Consider the following 20,833-nt stretch of genomic DNA (forward strand, 5'->3'; position numbering starts at 1 on the left):
CTGAAAACCGGCGTTATTACGTCGGTTTTTTTTCGTTCTATACAATAAGATAGCCATGATATCCGATATTGAGTCATTTTATTATTCTAAGACTGAGCCGGTGCAGGGATGCCTGCTAGCGCTTCGCCAGATAATTCTGGAACAGGATGATCAGATCACGGAAACGCAGAAATATGGTATGCCCTGTTTTTGCTATAGGAATAAAATGTTTTGTTACCTGTGGACGGACAAAAAGACAAATGACCCCTATATTCTGATGGTGGAAGGAAACAGATTAATACATCCAGCTTTGGAAAAAGGGGATAGGACTCGTATGAAGGTTTATCGTGTAGATCCCTGGCAGGATCTTCCTTTAGATGAATTGACAGAGGTCTTAGGGGAAGGCTTAAAACTTTATTATGATGGTCATATCAAGGTGAAATAGGCTAAACAGACGGGGCCTTAAAGCAACAAAGGGATGGTCGTTAGCCATCCCTTTGTTAGACATATGATCGATATTATGCCTTACTACACATTGGTAGAGGATAATTTCGCTCCTAAGTATTCGCGGTTCATGCGCGCAATATTATCGAAGGTGATTCCTTTGGGGCACTCTGCCGAACAGGCCTGAGTATTGGAACAGGCGCCGAAGCCCTCTGCATCCATTTGAGCCACCATTTTCTCTGCTCTGATCTTCCGCTCTACCTGCCCCTGTGGTAGCAAAGCCAGCTGCGATATCTTCGCGGAAACGAAAAGCATGGCGGAAGCATTTTTACATGCCGCTACACAGGCACCGCAACCAATACAGGCTGCCGCGGCAAAAGCGTCATCGGCAGCTTCCTTAGGAACAGGGAGGTTATTGGCATCCTGAGCGTTTCCTGTATTTACAGACACAAATCCTCCGGCAGAAATGATGCGGTCAAAGGCGTCGCGGTCCACTACCAAGTCCTTGATTACCGGGAATGAGCCGGCTCTCCATGGTTCTACCACGATGGTGTCGCCATCTTTAAAGGAGCGCATATGTAGCTGGCAGGTGGTTACCCCTTGCAACGGTCCGTGAGGCTGTCCATTGATGTGCATGGAGCACATCCCACAAATCCCCTCCCGACAGTCGTGGTCGAAGGCGACAGGATCCTGTTTCGCTTCTACCAACTGCTCGTTGAGTACATCAAACATTTCTAGGAACGACATATCCGGAGAGATGCCTTCCAATTGGTAATTTTCAAAACTACCGGCTGTATTTTCATTGCTTTGTCTCCACACTTTTAGTGTAAGACGCATGTTTCCTTCACTCATTGTTGAAATAGTTAATGATTATCAATTAACTGTATGGGATAGTCCTTCAGCTATGGAGCTGAAAGATTTATTAATCAGCATTATTTATAACTACGCTGGGCAATCTTGATATTATCGTAGATGAGTTCTTCTTTATGAAGTTCCCAGTCTTCGGTACCCTTATATTGCCAGGCCGCTACATAGCGGTAGTCTTCGTCGTCCCGAAGGGCTTCCCCTTCTTCGCTTTGGTATTCCTCACGGAAGTGGCCTCCACAGGATTCATTTCGGTTTAAAGCGTCGATACACATCAGTTCACCGAGTTCGATGAAGTCGGCAACACGGTTGGCTTTATCAAGCTCTGGGTTGAATTCGTTCACCTTGCCCATCACGCGTACATCTCTCCAAAATTCTTCCCTTAGGGCGCGGATTTCTGTGATGGCTTGGCTGAGGCCTTCGGCATTACGTGCCATACCACATTTATCCCACATGATCTTACCCAGGCGACGATGGAACATCTCGGGAGAGGTAGTCCCTTGGATATTCATAAGTTTTTCGATTCGGGCCTTAGATTCCGCTTCAACCTTGATAAATTCGGGATGATCTGTAGATATCTTTCCAGTACGAATTTCGTTGGAAAGATAAGACCCTATAGTATAAGGGATTACAAAATATCCATCGGCCAATCCTTGCATCAGGGCGGAAGCACCTAAGCGGTTAGCTCCATGGTCAGAGAAATTGGCCTCTCCCAAGGCATATAAGCCTGGAACGGTGGTCATCAAGTTGTAATCTACCCAAAGTCCTCCCATAGTATAATGCACGGCAGGATAGATTCGCATGGGTACCTCATAAGGATCTTCCCCGGTAATCTGCTTGTACATATCGAAAAGGTTACCATATTTTTCCTTTACGACTGCCTTTCCCCAGCTGATCACATCTTCTTGTGAAGGATTGCTAATATTATTTTTATTGGCTTCGCCCATGCCATAGCGCTGGAAAGCTGCGGAATAATCCAGATAAACAGCAAGCTTAGAAGAACCAACCCCATAACCTGCATCGCAACGCTCCTTGGCTGCGCGGGAGGCTATATCACGAGGCACCAAGTTACCAAAGGCAGGGTACCTTCTTTCCAGGTAGTAGTCACGCTCATCTTCAGGAATGGCATTGGCTGGGCGGTTGTCATCTTTTTTCTTGGGTACCCAGATCCGTCCATCGTTACGAAGCGATTCGGACATCAGGGTAAGCTTCGACTGATGCTCTCCGGAAACGGGGATACAGGTCGGGTGAATTTGTGTGAAGCAGGGATTGCCAAAGAAAGCTCCACGGCGGTGGGCCTTCCATGCTGCCGTAACATTACTTCCCATCGCGTTGGTCGACAAGTAGAATACGTTCCCATAACCACCAGTACACAGCAAAACGGCATGACCTGCATGGCGCTCAAGTTCTCCTGTGATAAGGTTACGGGCGATAATACCGCGGCACTTTCCGTCGATATTTACGATGTCCAACATTTCGTGACGGTTGTACATCTGTATCGTTCCCATTCCTACCTGACGTTGAAGGCCTGAGTATGCCCCCAGAAGTAGTTGTTGACCGGTTTGGCCGGCAGCGTAAAAGGTACGTTGAACCTGAACACCGCCAAAAGAACGGTTAGAAAGCAAGCCTCCATATTCGCGGGCGAAGGGAACACCTTGTGCCACACATTGGTCTATAATATTGCCGGAAACTTCGGCAAGTCTATGGACATTAGCCTCTCTGGAGCGATAATCTCCACCTTTTACAGTATCATAGAAGAGTCGATAGATCGAGTCCCCATCGTTTTGATAATTTTTAGCAGCATTAATTCCCCCCTGAGCGGCAATAGAGTGCGCCCGGCGAGGTGAATCCTGGAAGCAAAAGGCTTTGACCTTATAGCCCAGCTCGGCTAAGGTGGCAGCGGCCGACGCACCAGCTAGGCCAGTACCGACTACGATTACTTCAAGGTTACGTTTATTAGCTGGATTGACCAAGGGGACCGATGAGCGATATTTGCTCCATTTCGTTTCCAATGGGCCCTCAGGTATTTTGGCATCCAGACGAGGTGACGTTGCCATATATATTGTATTATTAATTGATCAAAAAAAGTTAAGAAATCAACTGGATCGGTTTCTGGTTCTCCTGCAGGAAAACTCCTCTGCAAAATTCCCAGCCCTGGATATTAGTGTACCCAGCCCATATACATTGCTATAGGCATTAATGCAAAAAGTAGAGGCACGACAATGGAAAAAGCAACTCCCACAAACGAAATCAGGCCGTTGTACTTGATGTGATAGAGTCCCAAAGTCTGGAACGCACTCTTGAAGCCATGCAGTAAATGCCAGAATAAAGAGAAACAACCCGCTACATAAAGCAATACGACCCAGGGATTTTGAAAAATCTCAAGCATCATATTGTACAGGTCTAGCTCTTCACCAGTAGAAAACTGATTGGCTCGGTTGGGAATCCAGAAATGTGAGGTATGGACCACCAAAAAAATCAGGATTAATGTTCCTAACAGTCCCATGCTCCTTGAATACCAGGTGCTGTTAGCATTGGCATTTCGAGATGCATATTTTACCGGTCTGGCTTCCCGATTGTTTTTGGTAAGCATCAAACCATCGTAAATGTGAAAAAGGAAACCGAGAACAAGTCCGATCTCTAAGGTACGAACGATGGGATTGGTGCCCATGAAATGGCCCCAGTGGGAAAAGGTCTCCCCTCCATCATTGTAAAAAATCATGGCATTAATGGTGGCATGAATCACCAGGAAGCTGATTAAAAAGAGCCCTGTGAGGGACATAATGAGCTTCTTACCAATAGAACTCGTCAACGTTTGTGTAAACCACGACATAACAATCATGTATGATTTTAGTGCAAAAAAAAGGTACATTTATAACCTTTCAAAGGTATGTCACAAACGATTCCAACACAATAAAAGAGAATCATTTTTATTGGGTAAAATATTATTTATAATCATTATTAAGAATAAATAAATATTTATGCCGGAAAACTAAGAAAATGACTCTATAATACGGCTGGATTTCAAAATTTAGCCGTTTTTGAGCTTTTTTTGATAGGCTCAGGAGTCAGGCGAATGGGTCATGAGCCAATTTATGTCCTTGTTCCGTAGTCTAAAATATGACAAGATTGTATCAGTAAGCTGGTATTTATCCATCATAAATTTTCGTGTTCGGTTACATACTCACTGAAGAACGGTTCCCTTATTTAAAAATAATCCGATAATGCTCGAGTTAAAACGATACTACATAGGATACTTTTTCCGTTTTTATGATACAAATTTGAAAAATGAAGGGGTAGGTCTATGATAATTCCTTAATTTTCGACCGATTCGGGTTGAATGCCCCGGATAATACCCAGGTTCTCTATCCATGTCAATATAGCAATCAAAACATATGCGGTCTTTCTCCAAATCACTAATCCTCCTTTTAATTATCTTGGCAGGCTTTATGAGTCACCAGGCGTATGCAACCCATGTAAGGGCAGGGGAATTAACGGCTCGACGTATTTCCTCATCTACGTTAACTTATGAAATTACGCTAACTGCATATTTCGACATGGAGAATGGAAAGGGTGCAGCCGACTTGCAACATAATGTGAATTTTTATATTGGTTCAGATGGGCCTATTACGGCTCCCCGTTTGAATATTATCAATATCGGTAATAATACGACCCAAAATATTTATAAGATAAATTATACCTTTCCATCGGCGGGGAAATATCGAATTTCCTATGAACAGGATAACCGTAATAATAATGTATTAAACATAGGCCCGCCACCCACTCAGAGCCTGAACTTTTATGTGAGTACTACGCTGGAGATCAATGCGAGTTTTGGAATGAACCAAACCCCGGTGATGTTGAATGCCCCCATTGATCTTGCCGCCGTAGGTCAACGGTATATCCATAATCCCGGCGCATACGATGCCGATGGCGATAGCCTGGCTTACCGTTTGTTCGTGCCACAACGAGGAACTACAAATGGAGCAGGGATAAATTTGCAGTATAAAGATCCTAATTTAGTAGTGGTTCCGGAAGGTTCTCCCTCTTACACTGAAACCGGAGCAAGTCCCGCCAAATTTAGCATGGATCCGATCACTGGAGACCTCGTTTGGGATGCGCCTATGGTAAAGGGTTATTATAATGTTGCTTTTGTAGTAGAGGAATGGCGCGATGGCGTGCTTATAGGCCAGATTGTGCGAGATATGCAGATAATCGTGGAAGAGGCACGGAACGATCGACCAGTACTCGACCCATTGCCAGAGATATGTGTGGAGGCGGGGACAATAATTAATCAGAAAATTACTGCTCAGGATAAAAATGGGGATAAACTCACCTTAACTTCTTCCGGGGGTGTTTACGATGCTTCCTTGGTGGCATCGCCGGTTGCCAAATTTACGGTAGCTCAGCAAGGAAGCCAGGGGTCAGTGTCGGGGAATTTTATCTGGCAAACCAGCTGTGGGCATATCCGGCAGGAGGCCTATGATGTGCTATTTAAGGTGGAAGATGGGCCAGCGGATGGTTCTCCAAATCCAGCTCTTTTTAAAAAATTGGCTGATCTCGGCGTGATGAATGTGCGTGTGTATGGGCCCAAACCTCAAAATCTGAGAGGGGTAGAGGTCGCTGATCCCGCCGGAGTAGCTTATCAGCTTAACTGGGATTCTTACAAATGCCAGATTCCGGGGGCAAAAATTGTGATTTATAGAAAAGAAGGCTGTACTACCTTGCCGGAAGACGTTTGTATTTCCGGTATTCCTGCCGGCTCCGGATACACGGAGGTAGGCCGGGTAGAGGTTAACGAAACAGGGTTTCTAGACAATAATAAGGGGGCCGGTCTTCGTGCTGGGGTGTCTTATAGCTATCGTCTGGTAGCCGTATTTCCACGTCCTGGGGCCAATCCTACGGAACCTGGAAGCCTCATCGGTGGGGGGAAAAGTGTAGCTTCTGACGAATTTTGCCTGCAACTTCCTATGGTGATGCCCGTAATCACTAATGTTACGGTGGATATTACCAATGCCACTACGGGCCAGATCACCGTCAAATGGATCCGACCATCATCCAGTGCCGGTATGCCTGCGCAATATCAGCTCTATAGGGCGGTGGGCCAAAATGGAACCAATTTTACCAGAATCGCTACCATTAATACCAATCTTACTCCAGGGGTTGCAGATACCCTCTTTGTGGACAAAGGGTTGAATACGGAGGCCAATGCCTATCGTTATCAGCTGGAGTACTACCGTACCGAGAATGGGGCGCTTACTAAGCTGGATGTAACGGAGCCTGCAAGCTCCGTATGGCTTCAGCAAGGATCAGCCATACCTTCGAATGTCCGACTGAATTGGTCGGCCATAGTTCCCTGGAGCAATAGTAATCAGGTTCACCGGGTTTACCGGGAAGATAAGGCCAATCCCGGAAGCTTCAACCGCATAGCAGAGGTGTCGGTGACCGGGGCTCAGACTTTTACCTATACCGATGACGGTACCGATCGCTATGCTGCCGATGGAACCGTTAATGTCCCCATCAGTACCACCGATAGCTATTGCTATAAGGTAGAAACGGTTGGTTCGTATAATAATAGTCAGATCAAGCCTGATAAGCTATATAACTTCTCACAAATAATCTGTGTTACGGCTTCGGATACGGCCAAGCCCTGCCCACCCGTATTGACCATCGATCCTCTGGACTGTGACAATCTTGGTCCTGACACCTATTGTTCTGCAGTATCATTTGCTAATAATCTCAGTTGGGAATATCCCCAGCAAGTAGGAGGCAAGGAGTGCGATCAGAATATTTCGGCTTATAAGGTATATTATGCACGTTATGAAAACGAAACTCCTACCCTGATCAAAACCATAACTGCGCCTCCTGCTCCGTTGTCAACAACATTTGTCCATAGTGGTCTTACCTCGCTCTCCGGATGTTATTATGTGACGGCAGTCAATGGATTTGGAACAGAGAGTGCCCCTAGTAATACTGTATGCAAGAATAATTGCCCAGCTTTTGTATTGCCCAATGTATTTACGCCGAATGGAGATGGAAAGAACGATGTGTTTAAACCCATGGATTGCCCCGCCTTTGTTCAGTCCTTAGAATTTCGGGTCTTTAACCGTTGGGGAGCCCAGGTATTCGATACCAAGGATGTCGATGTAAACTGGAACGGACAGACTAATGCGGGTAAAGATTTGGCAGCCGGACAATATTATTATGAGGCAAAGGTATACTTTGAATCCACCCAACAAGGGGGTACGCCTACCACTATTAAAGGCTGGGTGCAGCTCCTGAGGTAAGCTTCGATCCGCCTATTGTCTTTTATCTTTCATGTCCTTATCGTTTATTTGTAGCCAGGTCAGCATCGCCGACCTGGCTATTTATTTTAAAGAAACGAAGTAAACAACCTATTTGTAGATGAAACAGGCATATGTATTTCCCGGTCAGGGTTCTCAGTTCAAAGGCATGGGTCAGGATTTGTATCAGTCTTCAGAAGCTGCTAAGGCGCTATTTGAGCGTGCAAACGACATACTAGGCTTCCGTATTTCCGATATCATGTTTGAAGGTACCGACGAAGCGCTAAAACAGACCAATGTAACCCAGCCTGCCATATTTCTTCATTCAGTGATCTTGGCACTTACTAGCGACACATTTGAGCCAGAGATGGTTGCTGGACACTCGCTTGGAGAATTTTCGGCGTTAGTATCGGCAGGAGCCCTATCCTTCGAAGATGGCCTTAAACTAGTTGCCCAGCGTGCTGACGCCATGCAGAAGGCTTGTGAAGCGCAGCCATCGACCATGGCGGCTATTTTGGGTTTGCCAGATGCCGTAATTGAGGAGGTATGTGCCGGTATTACAGATGAAATCGTGGTGGCTGCCAATTATAATTGTCCCGGTCAGGTGGTGATTTCTGGAAGCATTCCCGGTGTTGAAAAGGCCTGTGAGCTACTGAAGGCTGCTGGTGCTAAAAGAGCCCTGCTATTGCCGGTAGGTGGGGCTTTTCACTCCCCTCTGATGGAGCCTGCTCGGGAAGAGCTGGCTGCTGCTATTCATGCCGCTAATATTCAGGCTCCTCGCTGTCCTGTTTATCAGAATGTTAATGCCTCTCCCGCTACAGATGTGGCTATAATTCGGGAAAACCTGATTGCCCAACTTACTGCGCCCGTGAGATGGACGCAGTCGGTAGAGAATATGGTGGCCGACGGAGCCGGAATTTTCATTGAATGCGGACCGGGTAAAGTGCTGCAAGGACTGGTTAAAAAGATCGCTTCTGGAGTTGAATTAAAAAGTATTTAATTTTTTTTTAAAATTACTTGACATATTCAAATCAACCCATTACTTTTGCACCACTATTACGGTTTTGGCCGATGGTGTAATGGTAACACAGGACATTTTGGTTGTCTTATTCAGGGTTCGAGTCCTTGTCGGCCAACAGAAACAAGTAGTAACCGCCTATACGATGCGTATGGGCGGTTTTTTTGTGGCCAAATTTCGAAAAAACTCCCCATAAGCCCACATTTTTCAAAATATCTTCCAAATAGATTTGAAAGTAAGGACCAGGAAGAGAGGGATCAAAAGCAAAACTTTTGGGGTGAATAGGATTCTGAACCATGTTACTTTTGGGGCAACTGAATTAATTTTCTTTTGAGCTTAATGCCAGTTTTCCTTCTCCCATTCCAAAATCAGAATCGCTGTAGGTTCTTACGCCTGCCGAAGAACCTCCGGCAGGGACGATATTTTTGGAAATGTTAAAAAACGGGGAACAGAGAGAAAAATACCATTCATCCTAATCACTCCCTGATATTGCGTTGGGACCCTTGCTCCCTGCTATCTGGACCTGCTCCGCTGTTGACAGTTCTTTTCTTCCACAAGGTTATATGTTTAAATACCATTTCAGGGCTAATACTATCCAGCGTATCTGTTTTCGTTTGTATGTATTCAGCCAATGGGCCGATGGGTCCCCAACGTCCAGCGTGTTTGGGACGCTGATTGGGATACAGTCCGAGGGTGTGGATACCACAGGCAGCAGCGAGGTGGAGAGGTCCTGTGCTAGCGGCCAGCAGCCCGTCAGCTTCGTTGATGAAGGAGATTAATTGAGAAAGGGTAAGCCGACCTGTCAAATCCACCACATGTTCGGGAAGGGTCTTCATCCAGGGTTGTAGCTCGATACTTTCTGCCTCTGAACCGGTGATATATATTTGAAAACGTTCTGGATCCAGCAGACGAATTAGAGCTGAGAAATAAGCTAAATCCCACTCCAAGGCATTTTTATTGGACTTCGGATGGATGATGAATCGAAATTTGTCTGTGTCCAGGGCCTGCTGTAATGGAGCTGGCAAGGTTTCAAAATGCCTGAATTGGTAGTACTCCCAGAGTTTATCCGGTATCCTGATCTTGGTGAGGGGACGGATCAGTTTACAGTGCAGCTGAGCCTCATGCAGATCTGAGGCTTTGCGTCGTAGCCAGATTAGTTCGTTACAAGTATGCCAATGATAAGGTCTGCTGACGGTTCCAATTCGTATTCCAATTCCTGCTTCCTGGGCCAACTGGCTGATATGCTTCAGGGTAACCAAATGGATGATTGCATCAAAATTGTATTTTTTTAACAATGCCAATTGCTGATCCTCCGGTAATGACATCAGCTGAGTGTAGTCAACAAAAGCGTCAATAGAATCGCTGACCTCGATCACCGCTCTGGTATAAGGCCGTGCCAATATGCTGATATGGGCCCCAGGTATAGCTTTTTTGATGATACCGCAAACCGGAAGCGTAAGAACTACGTCTCCTATGGCATCCGTTCTGGTAATTAAAATACGCATGTAAACTGTTTAATATTTTCTAATCAAATATCTGGATTTATGGCTAAAATCTGCTCTATACTGTATTAGGAAGATATTAACTTATCCCAGGTGGGCTGAATAATGATGGTGTGTGAAGGCCTTTCCTACTATTACCCGGGTTCTCAAACTTCTATAGATGTCGTTTAAGGCCTTTTTGCAATCTTTTCAGTATTTCTCCGTTCTGTTTATAAGGAGTGACAAAAAATCAGGTAGGAGGGTTCCCTTGAGACTCATTTTTTTATGGGAAAATACGATTTGCTTCCTATCCTGTTAATTGTATTATAATCAGTGAATTGGTGTAGAAAAATTATTACATAACCCCTAGTTTAATTTAATTTTATGGGCTGAAAATGATTTGAAATCTGCTGCGCTTCTTGTATATTTGGGAAGTACTTGTTCAGATTCAAAAAAATCTTTCGAAAGTACAATAACAAGCCTAGCAAAATTATATAATGACCGAAATGAACATTGCTTTATTTATTTTTACAATCATTGCTGCTTATCTTCTAGGATCAATTCCGAGTTCGGTATGGTACGGGATTGGTTATTTTGGAATCGATGTCAGAAAACATGGTAGCGGAAATGCGGGAGCCACCAATACTTTCAGGGTTCTCGGAAAGCGGGCTGGTACCATAGTGATGCTTATCGATGTGCTGAAGGGTTGGACGGCCACTTGTCTGGCTTCTCTGCTGTTCTACATGGATACAATAGGAGAAACAGAATTATTGCTATTTAAGATTCTATTTGGTATAATCGCCATTTTTGGCCATATCTTCCCGGTTTTTGTAGGCTTCAAAGGGGGGAAAGGCATAGCCACCTTACTGGGGATGGTTTTGGCAATTCATCCGGAGCTGGCGGCAGTGTGTATCACCATTTTCATTCTTACGCTAGTAGCATCCCAGTACGTTTCCCTGAGTTCAATTTTGTCTACCCTGGCTTTTCCTGTATTATCCTGGGCCGGTATGTTTGGGCATCCAGAGCCTTTACTGATCGTTTTCGGTTTTATTATGTTCGTCCTGGTAGTACTTACCCACCAGAAGAACATCGTGCGATTGGTGAATGGAAATGAGAACCGCGTTAATATTTTCCCGAAATCTAATCGAGCCTAATTTTACCTGACTCGCTAATAATATTCTTGCCCCTCTGCTGATACCGGAGGGGTTATTTTTTTAACTTCGCTTTTGTCAAAATTAAAACCCATACTATGAAGCAATACATCGAAAAAAATAAAGAACGTTTTCTGAATGAATTGTTGGAGCTTTTACGGATTCCGTCTGTAAGTGCCGATTCTAAGTTTAAGGAAGATATGAAAGCAGCGGCTGCTTTTGTTCAAAAGAGCATGCTGGATGCCGGAGCAGATCGGGCCGAAATATTTGAGACACCAGGTCATCCTATTGTCTATGGAGAGAAAATGGTGGACCCGTCGCTGCCTACGGTCCTGGTTTATGGACATTATGATGTTCAACCAGCAGACCCGTATGAACTGTGGAATTCTCCTCCATTCGAGCCGGTGATTAAGAATGATCGCATTTATGCGCGTGGTGCCTGCGATGATAAGGGCCAGTTTTATATGCATATCAAGGCGCTGGAAACCATGATTGCCAACGATACGCTGGCATGTAATATCAAAATGATGATAGAAGGTGAAGAGGAGGTAGGATCATCTCATCTGGAGACATTTGTAACCGCTAACAAGGATCTATTGGCTTGCGATACCATATTGATATCAGATACGAGCATTATTGCCAATGACGTCCCTTCTATTGAAACCGGACTTCGCGGATTGACTTATGTAGAGGTAGAGGTAGTAGGACCCAACCGCGATCTTCACTCTGGAGTCTATGGTGGCGGGGTAGCCAACCCCATTAATGTACTGTGCGACATGATTTCTTCTCTGACGGATAGCGACGGACGTATTACCGTTCCCGGATTCTACGACCAGGTTGTCGATCTGTCCGTAGAAGAGCGAGCGGCTTTAAATGCTGCTCCTTTCGATCTGGAAGCGTATAAGAAAGACTTGGACGTGGGAGACGTGGCCGGAGAGAAGGGCTACAGTACCATTGAACGTACCTCAGTACGACCCACTCTGGACGTAAATGGCATATGGGGAGGTTATATCGGTGAAGGAGCAAAAACAGTACTGCCCTCCAAAGCCAATGCTAAGATTTCAATGCGTCTGGTGCCCAATCAGACAGATGAAGAAATATGTGCCCTATTTACCAAGCATTTTGAGTCTTTAGCTCCGGCATCGGTAAAAGTGGAGGTCCGACCACATCATGGAGGGTTGCCCTATGTTACTCCCACCGATTCGGTAGAGTATCAGGCAGCAGAGATGGCTATGGAGGAGTCGTTCGGGAAGAAGCCCATCCCAACCCGTGGTGGGGGGAGCATACCCATCGTTGCACTATTTGAGCGCGAGTTAGGCCAGAAAAGCATTCTGATGGGATTTGGCCTCGACATAGACGCCTTGCACTCCCCTAATGAGAGCTATGGACTTTTCAACTATTATAAGGGAATTGAAACCATACCTTTATTTTTCAAGTATTATGCGCAGTTGAAGAAATAAATAAGAAATAAATATTGAGCCGTTATCCAGTAGGATAACGGCTCAATATTTATCGGTTACGGCGACTGCTGCGTCGCTGCTCTCTCTTTATTTTCTTCAGGTTTTCAATAGCTTTTTTAGCATCCCGGTCCTGTCCTGATTTTTTGTCAGCCCGGTCATCGGCAAGTTTATAATAACGTAAGGCTGCGTCGTAATCCTTTCGGATTTCTGCAATTTTCCCCATACCAATTAGAGAGGAAAGGTAATATCCGGCATTGGTAGATTTTGTTTGCAAGGAAAAATCTATGGCCTGCTGGTAATATTTACTGGCCAGATCATAGTTTTTGTAATAGCCCATATTATAGTATCCGAGTACATAGGCTGCATTTCTACCGCTGACTCCTTCATATCCCGGCATTCCTCGCTCTATTTTACTGAGAATGTTCTCCGCCGCCTGAGTCGCTTCCGCGGCTTTTCCTGTTACAAAGGCTGTTCTGCAAAAATAACGCTCGAAGTAAGGATTATTAGGATAAGTTTGCCACATGTATTTGGCCAGCTCATATGCTTGATTATACTCATTTTCCATACTATAAATCTGGAGAAGGAAGTACCGGGCTTCTACCCGGGTATAAAAGGCATTATTTGCTACTTTTTGCAGCTGCTGCTGGCCAAGTTTTTTATTACCCTTAGGGAAAAGAGCCAACACGGGTTTCAGTATAGGGTATTCCTTCGGTATCCATTCGGCATAATAGTTGTACAATCCATCGCCAAAGAGCAATTCAGGCGATAAGTCTCCATTGCCTTTGCATAGTTCGAAATATTTTAAGGCTTTTTTCCCTGCGAATGCGGCCTTAGTCCATTTTTTACGTTCGGAATATAAACGACCCTTAAAGGCATAAGCGGCGGAAAGAAAAAAGGCCGGCTCTACCTTGTATTTTCCTGCGTCGAGTAGCCGCTCGGCCAATATGATGGTGGAGTCCATATGCGCTAGAAAGGTGTCATCATATTTTTCAATGTCGGTGTTTGGGACAATTTTCCACCATTCGGCTAGGCCTAGCAGAAACCGGGGCATGGGGTGATCGGGATAGCGGTAGCGAAGCCAACGAAACTCTATATCGGCTTCATCGAATTGGTAGTTATACAATAAATTGATAGCCTCGGTGGCCTCTATCTGGACGCCCGGGTTATTGATAACCATATCGTAGCGCTTGTCCAGGTCGGATGAAGAATAGAGCCTTCCCTCTTCGGAGGCTGCCTCGGAAGGACGGGGATCTCCTGTTTGAGCCAGAGCCTGTTGCCACAGGACTAGTACCATGAGAAGGGGTAGAATGGTCTTGAGAAATTGAAATCGTATGATCATGAGGTTGATTGAAATCCGATAATTATAACGTTCTTTCCCCTATTTACGTTTGACGCGCATCGAGGTTTTTGAAATAAGGGTTAATTTTGCGACTTCATAAAATAAAATTATGGTTACGATATTGGATAAAACGTTTGGGCCTTTTCTTTCCCAAGCCATCATTGAGGAACGAATCGGGGAAATGGCGGCGCAAATTAACGAAGATTACCACGGGAAAACACCAATTTTTATTGTGGTGTTAAATGGTGCATTTTTGTTCGCCTCAGAATTGCTCAAGCGCCTTGATTTGTCTTGTGAGGTAAGTTTTGTACGTTTTGCGTCCTATGAAAATACTCAGAGCTCGGGCAACGTCCGGGAAATCCTGGGTCTGCAAGAGAATCTTTCAGGACGGGATGTAGTGGTGATAGAAGACATAGTGGATACAGGCCTCACCATGAATCAATTACTTAACCAGTTGCGGCCCAGTAATCCTAAATCCTTAGCCGTTGCTACCCTGCTTCATAAACCTGAGGCTTTAAAAGCACCTGTTAGCTTGGAATATGCTGGTTTCGAAATCGAAAATAGATTTGTCGTAGGATATGGTCTTGATTACGACGGGCTGGGCCGAAACCTTAATGCTATTTACGTTTTACAAGATATAAGCAGTCAGGCGTAAGCCCATAGCCATACCGGTTGCTGCTTCCTACACAAGACACGCCATGCAGCACCCGGGAACATGATAGCTGGACGAAATTAGTTACCTATACTGGAGTCCTTCAAAATTAATAAATAAGGAATAGGATATAGATCACTTAATTCTTCACAACTCGGTCTTTATCGGTGTGACTCTGCTTTGTAATGTTATTCTAAATTGGTAGATTACCTTTTTAGAACAGGACTTAGACAAGAGGATGATATGAGAATACAGTTTTGTGGCGCTGCCCGTACGGTAACTGGAAGCAAGCATCTTGTAACCACCGAATCAGGGACAAAAATTCTGCTGGATTGTGGTCTCTTCCAGGGGATACAGACCGATGAATTGAATGAAGAATTTGGTTTTAAGCCGAACGCAATAGATTACGTAGTGTTGTCCCATGCACATATCGATCATTCGGGATTGCTTCCGCGCCTGGTGCGCAAAGGTTTCCAGGGTCCTATCTATTGTACAGCGGCAACAGCAGATCTTTGCAGAATAATGCTACTAGATAGTGCCCATATTCAGGAGGAAGACCTGGCACGGATCAATCGGCGACGAAAGAAGCAAGGCCGTCCGTTGCTTGAAGAGCTCTATAACACCGAGGATGCCCAAAAGACGCTTTCTTTACTAGAGCCGGTGGCTTATGGACAAACTTTTTTTATGGGCAAAAATCAAGAAGTGTCTGCTATGCTTACCGATGCAGCACATTTGTTAGGTAGTGCTGCTGTTCACCTGAGTATACCTGATGCTGGAGGATTTAAGCGCTTGACCTTTACCGGCGATATTGGCCGTGCCGACGATCGTATTCTTCGTAAGCCAGATACTTTCCCCCAGGCCGATTATATAATCTGTGAATCGACTTACGGAGATCGTCTTCACGAAAAAGAACAGGATATGAAGGCCCATTTGCTGCGCATAGTCGACGAGACCTGCGTCAAGAGAAAGGGCAAGCTTATTATTCCAGCATTTGCGGTGGATAGGACACAAGAGTTGATATATGCCCTCGATCAGCTCTCGAGTGAAGGGCTATTGCCTCGTATACCCGTATACATCGACAGCCCCTTGGCTATACGAGCCACGAAGGTAATGAAAGATAATAGTCCATTCTTCAATCCTGAAATTCTCTCTTATATTGAAAAGGATGGAGATGCCTTCGCTTTTCCCAATCTTCATTATGTTTCGGATGTAAAAGATAGTATTGCCATTAACGATTCCAACGAACCTTCTATCATTATTTCGGCCTCTGGAATGGCAGAGGCAGGGCGTATCAAACACCATATCCGCAATAATATACAAAACCCCGACTGCACTATTCTGTTGGTGGGCTATGCCGGCTATAATACCCTCGCTGGAGCCTTGAAGAGAGGAGAGACAGAGGTAAATATTTTTGGAGAAAAATATCCTGTGAAATGCCAAATTGCGGTCATGAACTCCTTTTCTGCGCATGGTGACTATCAGGAGATGATTGAATTTCTTTCATGTCAGGATCCGGCTCGGGTTAAAAAAATATTTTTGGTCCATGGCGATTACGAAACCCAGATAGCCTTTAAGTACCACCTTCAGGAGAAAGGATATCAAAATATTGAAATACCATTCCCTTTTGAAAACGTAGAGTGTTAAAACCGATTTTTACCGGAGCCCTCCTATTCTAATGCTAGGAAGGGATCCGGTATTTTGATAAGCAGACTGTAATTCTGTTCAGGAATCATAAACAGCCCCGCGTTCTTATTTTATGAATTGGTATTTAGGAATTTATTTTTGATCCCAGAGCTGATAAGGGTCCTTATATTCCTTCATTTGGGCCTGTAGCAGGCCTTCCATTTCCTTTAGTTTTGTAGCATATTTAGGATTGGATGCCAAATTGTTTTCCATTGGGTCTGTTCTCCTATGTTCTGACAAATATTCATGAGGGTTTTCTTTTAGGTTAAACAGTTGCGTTTCACGAATTGTGCCATCCATGGTATCATATTTTATTAGTTTCCAATCGCCTTGCCTTACGGCACGCATCCCCGGCTTGGTACCTCCACTGTACACCCCATACATCACCTCACGTATGGTTTTCTTTTGGTCAAAAAGAACGGGCTTAAAACTCTTGGCATCTATGGTATTGGGCAGGTCAATACCGGCCAGATCGCATATAGTGGGTAATACGTCCATCAAGTAGATGTTTCCCTCTGCACGTTTTCCCGCTTTGATACCAGGGCCTTTTACAATAAAAGGAACGCGCCAGGTGTGCTCATAGAGATTTTGTTTACCCATGAGACCATGTCTGCCGATAGCGATACCATGGTCGGCCGTATAGAAAATATAGGTGTTATCCAACTCGCCCATTTCCTCTAATTTGGAAAGAACTTTCCCTATCTGATCGTCGATATTCTCGCTACAGGCAAATTCACGGCCCAGCTCGTTGCGTATGGTCCCTTCATCCCGATTTTTCCACACACCCGAAACCATCTCCTCGTCACGAAGCTGTGGATGACCATGGAAAAAGGGATGAGCAGCAAGGTAGTTAGACGGTAAAGCGGGTTGTTTACTATTGATCTGAGGAAGTGAATTTTGATCATTATGGTTCACCGCTCCATATTTTTCCAATAATCCTTCCTTCCCATTTCTGGGGTCGTGTGGATGAGAAAATCCAAAATAAATTAGAAAAGGAGCCTCGTCTTTATTAGCCTCTCTATCAGTCAGGTAATCCAAAACCTGTGCAGCGTGCCAGGCACTGCCATTTTCGTCATTTCCGGCCCTACTCACCGTTTCCTTATTGACGGTAAATTTTTGATTGGCTTCTTTATAACTGTTGCCACTTTTACATGTGCGCATGGTAGCATAACCTGCCTTATTAAAAAGGGCAGCCATCGACTGGTCTTCCAAATGAGCTGGAATCAACTCCTGGTCCTTATGATTTGGATTGGCGTTATGGGGGAGTTTCCATACCGATCGGCCAGTCATCAACATGGTTCTGGAGGCCGTACATACGGCTCCTATCCAGGAGCCCATGTGATAGGCAGCATCAAATACCATCCCTTCCGCAGCAAGCTTATCCAAATTAGGGGTGATCAATGCTGAAGTTTTATCATAAACTTTTAGGTCGTACGGCGACTGGTCATCGGCCAGAATAAATAGTATATTAGGCCTCTTTTTCTGAGTATAACCAGGAATACTTAGTAGGAATAGGCCCAATATGGAAAGGATAACCGACTTAGAAATGCCCGTGGAGAGTCTAGGCTTAGGGAAGTTGAACATTAAAAATTTTGTTTTCATAACCATAAACTATTTTAACTGAAACTGTTTGTCCTGAATACTCTTTCAATGCTTTTTGAAATGCTTGGTTATCTTTAATTTCCTCATTTTGAATGCCTTGAATAATCATATTTGTTTTTATTCCCGCTTTTTTCCAGTGATCACCCGTCCTGCTGTCGATTTGCTCGATAAAACTACCCGAATTATATCCCCCCGAAGCATCAATCAGATCGGGTTCATCCTGGATGTTAATCAGTACCAACCCATCTACCAATAGTGAAGCGCTTTTATTGACGTTGCTGATAACCTGATTTTGCTTTCCTGAAATAAGTGCTTGAAACCAGGCCGGATATACGACCTTATTAACCTTTTTGTAAAATGCCTCATCACCAAAACCAATCTCCTCACCCTGGTTATCGACCGTGATCGCTTTCACATAGCTGCTTTCTTTGATTTCAAACGGACCCATGTATTTATTCGATTTAGCAGTAGGTGTGGAGCCATCTGTCGTATAATATACCGTTCCGCCCCGTTTGTCAGCATGTATTGTAATTAACGCTTTATTTTCAAACTCTTTCCAAAACGGGCCTATTTTTGTCATGGTATGTCCGAAATTGTCCATAGCAAAATTTTTAAATCCTAGCTGCAGGGCAGGAGAATTGGGCTTTACCCTATAGTCCATTTTCTCTGGACTAACGAACAGGGGGTTAGCTTCCAGGGAATGAGTGTCATAACCGGCTTTTTTCCAGTCATTAAATTCGACTTTATCGTGAACGTAGGGTATTTTAGTATTGACATTCCAGTAAAGATTCCGGTCATGTATTTTGCCCCACAGAGATTCTGTAGGCATTCTGATTGAGCCTATATAGGTGGTGGTGGGTATATCCTTGCCCGGAACCGTCCCAGCGATAACCACGATATTATTGGTAAATTCATCGTCGGATTGCTCCGGCCAAACATGCCATCCTAGGGGTACCGGACTAACCATAATATTATTGTATACCTTCCTCAGAAATCCATCCCGAAGTTTTAGTGTGGAGCCGAGGCTCAAATTATTATAAATCTCGTAATTGCTTGATCCATCATCTAAGTCGATGGTCCAATTTCCGGCACTGATCGTTTTCCTAAAGTTAGAAATACGGTTGTTACGGATGGTAACAGGATCGATTGCGTCGAGAAGTACATATTCTTTGATCATACCTCCGGAGCCGCGGGTCCACTGCCGTTCCCTTCCCCAGGCATTAAAGGGTCCATGCTCTCCGGTTTCCTTTACGGTTTCCCATATGTCGCAGTTTTCTATAATATGCCCACCCCAGGTTCCATCATTAATACAAATGCCAGCTCGTGGGGTATCATGGATCGTTATATGGCTAGCTCTTATTTGATGACTCATGGAAATAAATACCCCGGCAGTTTGCTTGCCCAGCAGACCTATTTGATGAATGACAGCATTTTCCACCACGCAGTTAAAAGGATAGTCGATCGATTTGGGGCCGGCCTTCAGGTCCATTCCTTTGCGCATCTCAGCCCAATCTTTTCCATGAATTTCGGCATCATCCCAGGTCTGATAAAACCGTACAGAAGAAGGCATCCCTACGAAGCAAATAGCACTCTCACCCAATTTCATGAAACGGACACTTCTGACGGTGTTATTCCGATTATAGCTACTCATAAAAATGGCATTGCCGCCTAACTGCTCAAAATTGCAGTCTTCAATTTGGCAATTTTCGGTTCCTTCCATGAATATGGCTCCGCCCCGATGAATCGCCCAATCGCCTCTTGCCAATGGTTCATAGGGTTCCAGAAAGCTGCTTCGAGCCTGTGAAAAATTGATGTTATGGATAGAAATATTGCGTACTGGCTTGTCCGCACTACCTTTAATCTGTATAATATCCTTGACCGTAGGGACTTCGAAGGTGGCATTCTCTAAATCCAGACCTACAGCTGGATAATAATATAACAGACTCTTCTGCTGATCGAGAAACCATTCTCCGGGTGAATCAAGTTCTTCAAAAATGTTTTCCACATAAAATGGGGAGGCGGTATTTCCCTTTCCGATTCCATAGGATCTCTGCAATTGCCAGCCGCCTTCTCCCAAAAGGAGTTTATTATTTTCGTAGTCGCGGTCTTTTACTCTGTATTGCATATTTCCCCAATTATGACTTTGAAATGCATGTACAATCCCGGTTTGTGGGTTGCTCCATTTCCTAGTAGAAAATTTTAGGGAATCATATCCTAGCCAGGTATCATATCGCTGATCTGGTCCTCCCGTAACTTCCTGGTATCCCGATCCGTCACGTAAGGGGTTGTCATAGTCGTAATTAGGAAACCTGGCCCTTATCTGGCTGTGGTTATTGATAAATAGCTGATCAAAATTTACATTTTCAGGCAGTTCGGTAACTTTGATTGTTTTATTATAATCTCGCCATTTCAGTCCAGTCAACTGTTTCGATCCCTTTATCCAAACATTTTTACCATACCCTCTAATCGTCAGTTTGTTTTCGCCAGGGGAAAATCGATTGTCTAAAATTAGGGTGTTGCTCACATAATGTGTGCCGTCTAGCAGCCACACCGTCACCGATTCCTGTTTTAAATAGGCCAGACTCGCTTCTGTGGCCTTTTGAAGGGTGAGAAACGGCCGTGAAATACTGCCTGGGTTACTGTCATAGCCTTGTGGAGAAACATAAAAATCTTTTGCTAAGCATTCGAAGGCGAGGGCTGTCAGGAATATAGACCAATAGATATTTCTCATTTCAGGGTATGATAAATGGACTTTTTATATATAAAATAAGACTACTATTTCAAGACTCATAAAGCATAAGAAACCCTGAGTTCACTCATGCTGAGAGAGAAATTTTTTGTAAGAACATTAGGGATAATTATTTTACATGCTATCG

Annotated in this window: 14 protein-coding genes and 1 tRNA gene; 8 read left to right on the forward strand and 7 right to left on the reverse strand. The window is 44.4% G+C overall.

Annotated elements, in window-relative coordinates; translation table 11 throughout:
- Positions 1-55 precede the first annotated feature (55 nt).
- Entirely contained in the window at positions 56-424 is a 369-nt protein-coding gene (locus tag X939_RS0107510; protein ID WP_025762647.1) for a DUF1801 domain-containing protein, read from the forward strand.
- A gap of 83 nt (positions 425-507) precedes the next feature.
- Here X939_RS0107510 and X939_RS0107515 read toward each other — a convergent pair whose 3' ends face one another.
- From X939_RS0107515 to X939_RS0107525, 3 genes are all read right to left on the reverse strand, one after another.
- On the reverse strand, positions 508-1,260 hold the full coding sequence (locus tag X939_RS0107515; RefSeq protein WP_198034401.1) for a succinate dehydrogenase/fumarate reductase iron-sulfur subunit: 753 nt from the start codon (positions 1,258-1,260) through the stop codon (positions 508-510).
- Positions 1,261-1,355: 95 nt separating this feature from the next.
- A complete protein-coding gene (locus X939_RS0107520; RefSeq protein ID WP_025762649.1) occupies positions 1,356-3,344 on the reverse strand; it encodes a fumarate reductase/succinate dehydrogenase flavoprotein subunit in 1,989 nt (662 codons plus the stop codon).
- 104 nt (positions 3,345-3,448) lie between these two features.
- The gene (locus X939_RS0107525; RefSeq protein ID WP_025762650.1) at positions 3,449-4,120 is read right to left on the reverse strand and encodes a succinate dehydrogenase cytochrome b subunit; all 672 of its coding nucleotides are present in this window, start codon (positions 4,118-4,120) and stop codon (positions 3,449-3,451) included.
- A 616-nt stretch (positions 4,121-4,736) separates the two neighbouring features.
- On the opposite strand from X939_RS0107525, the gene X939_RS22155 reads away from it, so the two are divergent.
- The 3 genes from X939_RS22155 to X939_RS0107540 all read left to right on the forward strand — a co-directional run bounded on the left by X939_RS22155 (position 4,737) and on the right by X939_RS0107540 (position 8,707).
- Positions 4,737-7,574 (forward strand): T9SS type B sorting domain-containing protein, encoded by a 2,838-nt coding sequence (locus X939_RS22155; RefSeq protein WP_229236025.1) that lies wholly within the window; start codon positions 4,737-4,739, stop codon positions 7,572-7,574.
- Positions 7,575-7,692: 118 nt separating this feature from the next.
- Positions 7,693-8,571 carry an ACP S-malonyltransferase gene (fabD, locus tag X939_RS0107535; RefSeq protein ID WP_025762651.1) on the forward strand — a complete coding sequence of 293 codons (879 nt, stop codon included), beginning with the start codon at positions 7,693-7,695 and terminating at the stop codon, positions 8,569-8,571.
- A 65-nt stretch (positions 8,572-8,636) separates the two neighbouring features.
- Positions 8,637-8,707, forward strand: a tRNA-Gln gene (locus X939_RS0107540).
- Between the two features lie 358 nt (positions 8,708-9,065).
- Here X939_RS0107540 and X939_RS0107550 read toward each other — a convergent pair.
- Complete coding sequence (locus X939_RS0107550) at positions 9,066-10,094, reverse strand: glycosyltransferase family 9 protein (RefSeq protein WP_025762653.1); 1,029 nt, start codon at positions 10,092-10,094, stop codon at positions 9,066-9,068.
- Between the two features lie 482 nt (positions 10,095-10,576).
- On the opposite strand from X939_RS0107550, the gene plsY reads away from it, so the two are divergent.
- On the forward strand, positions 10,577-11,224 hold the full coding sequence (plsY, locus tag X939_RS0107555; RefSeq protein WP_025762654.1) for a glycerol-3-phosphate 1-O-acyltransferase PlsY: 648 nt from the start codon (positions 10,577-10,579) through the stop codon (positions 11,222-11,224).
- A gap of 95 nt (positions 11,225-11,319) precedes the next feature.
- Positions 11,320-12,681 (forward strand): dipeptidase, encoded by a 1,362-nt coding sequence (locus X939_RS0107560; protein ID WP_025762655.1) that lies wholly within the window; start codon positions 11,320-11,322, stop codon positions 12,679-12,681.
- 49 nt (positions 12,682-12,730) lie between these two features.
- Here X939_RS0107560 and X939_RS0107565 read toward each other — a convergent pair whose 3' ends face one another.
- The gene (locus X939_RS0107565) at positions 12,731-14,020 is read right to left on the reverse strand and encodes a tetratricopeptide repeat protein (protein ID WP_025762656.1); all 1,290 of its coding nucleotides are present in this window, start codon (positions 14,018-14,020) and stop codon (positions 12,731-12,733) included.
- 109 nt (positions 14,021-14,129) lie between these two features.
- On the opposite strand from X939_RS0107565, the gene hpt reads away from it, so the two are divergent.
- Positions 14,130-14,675: a hypoxanthine phosphoribosyltransferase gene (gene hpt, locus X939_RS0107570; protein WP_025762657.1), complete on the forward strand. Its 546-nt coding sequence runs from the start codon at positions 14,130-14,132 to the stop codon at positions 14,673-14,675.
- Positions 14,676-14,915: 240 nt separating this feature from the next.
- Positions 14,916-16,316: an MBL fold metallo-hydrolase RNA specificity domain-containing protein gene (locus tag X939_RS0107575; RefSeq protein ID WP_025762658.1), complete on the forward strand. Its 1,401-nt coding sequence runs from the start codon at positions 14,916-14,918 to the stop codon at positions 16,314-16,316.
- A 132-nt stretch (positions 16,317-16,448) separates the two neighbouring features.
- Here the strand turns inward: X939_RS0107575 and X939_RS0107580 are convergent, their stop codons facing one another.
- Together X939_RS0107580 and X939_RS22160 are read right to left on the reverse strand one after the other, a co-directional pair.
- Positions 16,449-17,957: a sulfatase family protein gene (locus X939_RS0107580; protein ID WP_229236026.1), complete on the reverse strand. Its 1,509-nt coding sequence runs from the start codon at positions 17,955-17,957 to the stop codon at positions 16,449-16,451.
- Positions 17,923-20,688, reverse strand: coding sequence for a chitobiase/beta-hexosaminidase C-terminal domain-containing protein (locus X939_RS22160; RefSeq protein ID WP_025762660.1), 2,766 nt, complete (start codon positions 20,686-20,688; stop codon positions 17,923-17,925). Before X939_RS22160 ends, X939_RS0107580 begins: the two co-directional genes overlap by 35 nt.
- Between the last annotated feature and the right edge of the window lie 145 nt (positions 20,689-20,833).

It is taken from the genome of Dyadobacter tibetensis Y620-1 (assembly GCF_000566685.1).
GTDB lineage: Bacteria > Bacteroidota > Bacteroidia > Cytophagales > Spirosomataceae > Dyadobacter > Dyadobacter tibetensis.

Coding starts and splice junctions, on each gene's coding strand:
- X939_RS0107510 (WP_025762647.1), top strand. CDS start 56: ATGATATCCGATATTGAGTCATTTTATTATTCTAAGACTGAGCCGGTG.
- X939_RS0107515 (WP_198034401.1), bottom strand. CDS start 1,260: ATGCGTCTTACACTAAAAGTGTGGAGACAAAGCAATGAAAATACAGCC.
- X939_RS0107520 (WP_025762649.1), bottom strand. CDS start 3,344: ATGGCAACGTCACCTCGTCTGGATGCCAAAATACCTGAGGGCCCATTG.
- X939_RS0107525 (WP_025762650.1), bottom strand. CDS start 4,120: ATGTCGTGGTTTACACAAACGTTGACGAGTTCTATTGGTAAGAAGCTC.
- X939_RS22155 (WP_229236025.1), top strand. CDS start 4,737: ATGAGTCACCAGGCGTATGCAACCCATGTAAGGGCAGGGGAATTAACG.
- fabD (WP_025762651.1), top strand. CDS start 7,693: ATGAAACAGGCATATGTATTTCCCGGTCAGGGTTCTCAGTTCAAAGGC.
- X939_RS0107550 (WP_025762653.1), bottom strand. CDS start 10,094: ATGCGTATTTTAATTACCAGAACGGATGCCATAGGAGACGTAGTTCTT.
- plsY (WP_025762654.1), top strand. CDS start 10,577: ATGAACATTGCTTTATTTATTTTTACAATCATTGCTGCTTATCTTCTA.
- X939_RS0107560 (WP_025762655.1), top strand. CDS start 11,320: ATGAAGCAATACATCGAAAAAAATAAAGAACGTTTTCTGAATGAATTG.
- X939_RS0107565 (WP_025762656.1), bottom strand. CDS start 14,020: ATGATCATACGATTTCAATTTCTCAAGACCATTCTACCCCTTCTCATG.
- hpt (WP_025762657.1), top strand. CDS start 14,130: ATGGTTACGATATTGGATAAAACGTTTGGGCCTTTTCTTTCCCAAGCC.
- X939_RS0107575 (WP_025762658.1), top strand. CDS start 14,916: ATGAGAATACAGTTTTGTGGCGCTGCCCGTACGGTAACTGGAAGCAAG.
- X939_RS0107580 (WP_229236026.1), bottom strand. CDS start 17,957: ATGAAAACAAAATTTTTAATGTTCAACTTCCCTAAGCCTAGACTCTCC.
- X939_RS22160 (WP_025762660.1), bottom strand. CDS start 20,688: ATGAGAAATATCTATTGGTCTATATTCCTGACAGCCCTCGCCTTCGAA.